Origin of the sequence: Duganella sp. OV510 (assembly GCF_900100205.1) — a bacterium.
Lineage (GTDB): Bacteria > Pseudomonadota > Gammaproteobacteria > Burkholderiales > Burkholderiaceae_D > Rugamonas.
The window spans coordinates 1-4,518 of record NZ_FNEQ01000021.1 but is presented as its reverse complement, the minus strand read 5'-3'; the positions used below and the strand labels follow the sequence as shown (position 1 = coordinate 4,518).

The window sequence follows — 4,518 nt, the reverse complement described above, 5'->3', positions numbered from 1 at the left end:
CATCCGCAGGAAGCGCGCCGTCATTTTGCGTCCTTCCCCAGCATGAAGAGCCGCCAGCTGCCGCCAGCGAGGCGGTACAGCGCGAGCGCGTCGGTGCCGGCCGCCGAAAGCGAGGGGACCACGCCGCCCGGATAGGTAATGCCGGCCGGCGGCGTGAACGGGTACAGCCCGCCATTGGTCAGTTCCAGAATGAAGCACGCCGAGGCGCCGGCCGGGATGCCGCTGACCGTCAGCGCCCAGCTGGCCGTGGCCGTTTTCTTGAACAGCGTGCCGGCGCCAAGGTCGGCGTTATTGCCGGCCGCCATGTCCACCAGCCCCTCGAAGATACCGGCAGCGTAGAACTGCGAGCCGGTGTACTGGTTGAAGCCCAGCTGGGCGCCGCCGGGCGCGCTCAGGCTGACGATCCAATCTGCCGCAGTGAGCCCGATGCCCGAAAGCGCCTTGATGTTGGCGATCATGGCGCCGGTCGCCGGGTCGTAGGACAGTAGCGGACCACTCATCTGCACCGCGTCCGGCGCAGCGTCGCTGGCCAGTGTTACCCAAGCGCCCTTGTTGAAGTTCTTGCCTGGCTGGACGGTGTAGATCTGCGCGCCATAGGCCGTGGTCAGCGACGTGCTGGAGGTGGCCGACGTGCCCGGCGCCAGGATGGCGCTGGCGGCGAACGCCTCCGCCAGCACCGCCGCAGCCTCAGCCGCCTCGGTCGACCCGCCTCCGACCGCCACCACGTCCTCCGCATAGCTCTCCAGCGCGAGTACCGCGTTGTAGCCGATGAACTGGTATTGCGCCGGGATGTTCTCAGCGGCCGCCAGCACCGGGTCGTTAGTGTAGCGATGCCCATTAATTTCGAAGTCGATTGCCATGTTCTTCCTTAAAAAGCTTCTTCGACCGCCACTGGCAGCGAATTGATGTTGAAATTCGTGGCCGTTGGCGGCCCTACACTCGACACCGTGCACATGAACGACTGCTTCTGGCGGATCGCCGCTGGCGCGTCGGAGTCGTAGATGTAGAACAGTGGCTTCGTCGTGCCGTAGCGCCGCACCATCTCGTAGAAGTTGCCGTACAGTTCGTCCTCGCTGAGCCATTCGAACAGCATGCTTGTGGTGCGGTAGGAGCGCTGCTGGTCGGCGAACTGTGGGCCACCCTTGGCACGTGTCTTCGTCGAGGGATCGACGTAGAACGGCGGGTTGGCGCCGTACGAGATGTTGTAGACCGAGGTGATCGCCGGCGAGGCGACGATCTGGCCGATATCGACATAGCCGGCGGGGTTGGAGCGCCAGTCGAGCTGGACGTCCAGGTAGCGGCCGATGCCTGCTACCGGCGCCACATACACCCAGGGGATCATATAGCCGGCGGCATCCTCCGCAGTCATGCGACCGTCGATCCACTCCACGCGGGTCGGGTCGAGCGTGCCGTATGGGTAGATCACGCCGAAGAACTCCTGCCAGTCGGTGTCGATCACGGCATCAGTCAGCGCGGCGTCGGTGCAGAAGCGGATGCGCGCCTTGTCGAACAGGCCGGCGTTGTGGAACGGGATCGCCAGCACCGAGACGTTGCGCAGCGTGCCCAGGTCGATCACGAAGCGCGTACCGGGCAAGTCGGTGCCGGGATAGCGCGCCATTTCGGACAGCACCTCGCCGTGCAGGTTTTGCAGGTCGATCCAGCCGGGTCCGGTCACGGTCGGCGTTACGATCGACGTCGGCAGGGTCCAGTTTGGGAAGCAAAGTTTAGGGTTCGCCATTCATCAGCCCCAGAGGGTAAGTTCAGTTTTTCGGGTTTGGCGATCAATCAGGACGCCGGCGACGCGCGCGAGCTTGCCGTTGTTGTAGCCCCAGCGGTCCATCTTCAGGCTGACCACGGCGCCAGCGCGCACCGCGTTGATCTGCGCGGGCGAGAGCCACATCGACAGCGTGGTCAGATTGCGCGCGACCTTGTAAGCCGCAAGCTGGCTGTCGGCGAACGCCTGCGCCGGCACGGCGGAAGAGATCAGCGACGTCAGCTCAAGCTTCACCGCGCTCTTGTAGGCGGTCTGCACGGTGGCGTCGGTGGCCGGCGCGATGCGGTATTCCTCCGCCAGCCAGGCGCGCGCCGCCAGTCCGGCCCGGCCGCCCGGTGCACGAACAGGATCAGTGCTACTGGTCTTGTCGCCGCCCAGATCCGCGTCGGACTGCTTCGTCCAGTTCCTGCCGAACGACAGGTTGACCAGGTAGGCCGGCGCCACGTCGCCGTTGCCGATCGGGTCCGAGATATCCATGGTTTCCGTACGCAGCGCCGTCAGCGTGGCCAACGGCAGGCCAGACGCTGGCGTCCACTGCGCGATGCGGTACACGCCGGTCTGGTCGCCGTACCATGCGGCGGCCGCGCTGTTGGCGATGGCACTGAGCGCAGCGGCGGCGGTCGACTCGTCAAACAGCGCAAATTCGATTTCCGCCGGCAGCGCAGCGTCCAGCGCGGCGACGTCGGCCGCCGAGATCAAGCCGACTGGCACGCCGGCGTACAGCAGCACTCGGCGCCAGGTCTGCGCGTGGGTGCGGTCGGCGGCAGTGCCGTAGGCGACGTCGCAGGTGATCCCGCGCGCCGGCGACGCGCCGAGCCGGATGTAGCAACCGCCAGCCACCGTCGAAAAGACGCGGTACTGGCCAGAGCTGGGCGCCGTGGCCTGCATGTCGGCGAGGCTGGCGTATGCGGAACCGGCCGTCAGCGGCAAGCCACCATCACGCACTGCCGATATCGCGTGCGCAGCGGCGCCGACCGGCACCGATACCTGGTAGATCAGCTTCGAGGTGTTGCACAGCACCGGCGACATATTCGATGCCAGGGCCAGCACCATCGGCTTGACCTTGGACTTAATGTCGTCCAGGCCTTCCACGCCGTTCGGCAACACGTTGTTACCGGCGAAGCGCGTCGTCTGCAAAGTTTTCTGCTGCGCCGCAGTCAGGTCGGCCGGGTGAAAGGTGATCTTATTCCAGTCGAAGGATGGCTGGCCGGCTAGCGTGCCGTTGATCACGGTAACGTAGCCGGCCGGGTACGGCGCGCCGCGCTCGCCGATGCGCACCACAATGCTGCGGCCGTCGAAGGCATAGCCGATCAGCTTGCCACCCAGCGTGCCACTGGAGTCGTCCAGCACACACTCGCCGGGTGTGATCTGGCCATACTTGCCCGGCCCGGTGTAGATGTCGATGCGGCACCAGCCCGGATCGAGCAGGAACGGGCGATACAGCGCATTGGCCGGCACCTCGGCCGGACGCGTGCGGTACGCGAGACCGTCGCAGAAACGCAGCGTCTCCACCACACCGGTGGCTTTGTTGTAGCCCTCGATCTCTACCAGGACGATCTGCTCGCTCATGCCGGCACCGCCTGACGTGTTGACAGGACTTTGGCCATGTGCTGCTTCAGCGAACGGATATCCTCACCGGCAGCGCCATTCTCCGCAGTATCCTCAGTGGCATCTTTGATAGCGCCCAGCAGTTCGTTTTGCTTTGCGATCAGCGCGTTCTGTTCTCGAATGGCGGCCGTCTGCTCCGCCACAGCCGCATCGGAAGTACCGCCCGACATCATTCGCCGACTTTGGTCGGCAGTGTAGACGCGACCAGGCGTGTCAAAGTTGACGAGCTCAGGCCCCTCCTCTCCAACAAGCGACCAGCCCGAAGCGATGCCGCCTTTGGCGTGAGCCTTGATCCCGTTCAGGTATTTGTACTCGTCCGAGCCTTTCAGTGCGTCGTAGATCTGGGAATAGCTCGCGCCGTTCTTGATCTGCTTTATCCAGAAATCCATGCCGGCTGCATCGCCCTGGCGGCCCAGCACATCCTTGTAGATGCCGGCAACCATGGCCTCGACTGACTGGCCACTGCCGCTGGCGCCGGCGGCGGTGTTCGCCGCCGCTGCTGCTGCCGTTGCACGAGCCAGTTCCTGAATACCATCGAGCACTGCCTTCGTGGTCGCGTCGAGGCCGGTGATGCCGTCCTTGATGTCGATCAGCGGCGCGACTTGCTTGTTCAGCGCGTCGAGCTGCTGCTGGGCGACCGAGGCGGCCGACGACTGCGACGCCGCTTGCAGAGCCAGCGCGGCCTGTACCTTGGCGTAGTCCTTCACATAGGCCTGCGTCGAGCCGTTGTAGGTCCGCGACGCATCCAGCAGCGCCTGCGCCGCCGCACTCTTCGCCTCGCCCGGTGCCGCCGCATCGAACTGGCGCTGCGCCTCGAAATATTTCTGTTCGGGCGACAGGTCCGATAGCGTGCCCAGCTTGAGCGCGTTGATCTGCTTCTCGGTGGCGGCAGCGGCGGCCAGCTGCAGGTCGATAACCGATTGCAGCGCCGACTTCTGCTTGTCGTAGGCATCGAGCAGTGCGGCCTGGGCATCCTTCACTGCGGTCTGCGCCTGGATCTGGTCGTACAGCGCCAGGTTGTACGGATCGATCGCCGCGCGCGCTTTCGCCGCCAGCTGCGCGGTCGTCAGCATCAGCTCGTCGTACTGGTTCGTGAACTCTTTGCGCTGGTCCTTGAGTTCCTGCTCCGACATCTT

At 65.1% G+C, this 4,518-nt stretch carries 4 protein-coding genes; all 4 read right to left on the bottom strand.

Annotation, left to right across the window (positions count from 1 at the left end):
• Positions 1-20: 20 nt before the first annotated feature.
• Complete coding sequence (locus BLS51_RS29040; RefSeq protein ID WP_090192488.1) at positions 21-860, bottom strand: hypothetical protein; 840 nt, start codon at positions 858-860, stop codon at positions 21-23.
• 8 nt (positions 861-868) lie between these two features.
• The gene (locus BLS51_RS29035) at positions 869-1,738 is read right to left on the bottom strand and encodes a hypothetical protein (RefSeq protein ID WP_139168818.1); all 870 of its coding nucleotides are present in this window, start codon (positions 1,736-1,738) and stop codon (positions 869-871) included.
• Positions 1,739-1,741: 3 nt separating this feature from the next.
• Positions 1,742-3,343, bottom strand: coding sequence for a hypothetical protein (locus BLS51_RS29030; RefSeq protein ID WP_090285861.1), 1,602 nt, complete (start codon positions 3,341-3,343; stop codon positions 1,742-1,744).
• Positions 3,340-4,518: DUF4214 domain-containing protein (locus tag BLS51_RS29025; protein WP_139168817.1), on the bottom strand; the 1,179-nt coding region annotated here is incomplete at its 5' end. The genes BLS51_RS29030 and BLS51_RS29025, both read right to left, overlap by 4 nt.

Bases quoted from the DNA above. Each gene is read 5' to 3' on its own strand.
- BLS51_RS29040 (WP_090192488.1), bottom strand. From the start codon at position 860: ATGGCAATCGACTTCGAAATTAATGGGCATCGCTACACTAACGACCCG.
- BLS51_RS29035 (WP_139168818.1), bottom strand. From the start codon at position 1,738: ATGGCGAACCCTAAACTTTGCTTCCCAAACTGGACCCTGCCGACGTCG.
- BLS51_RS29030 (WP_090285861.1), bottom strand. From the start codon at position 3,343: ATGAGCGAGCAGATCGTCCTGGTAGAGATCGAGGGCTACAACAAAGCC.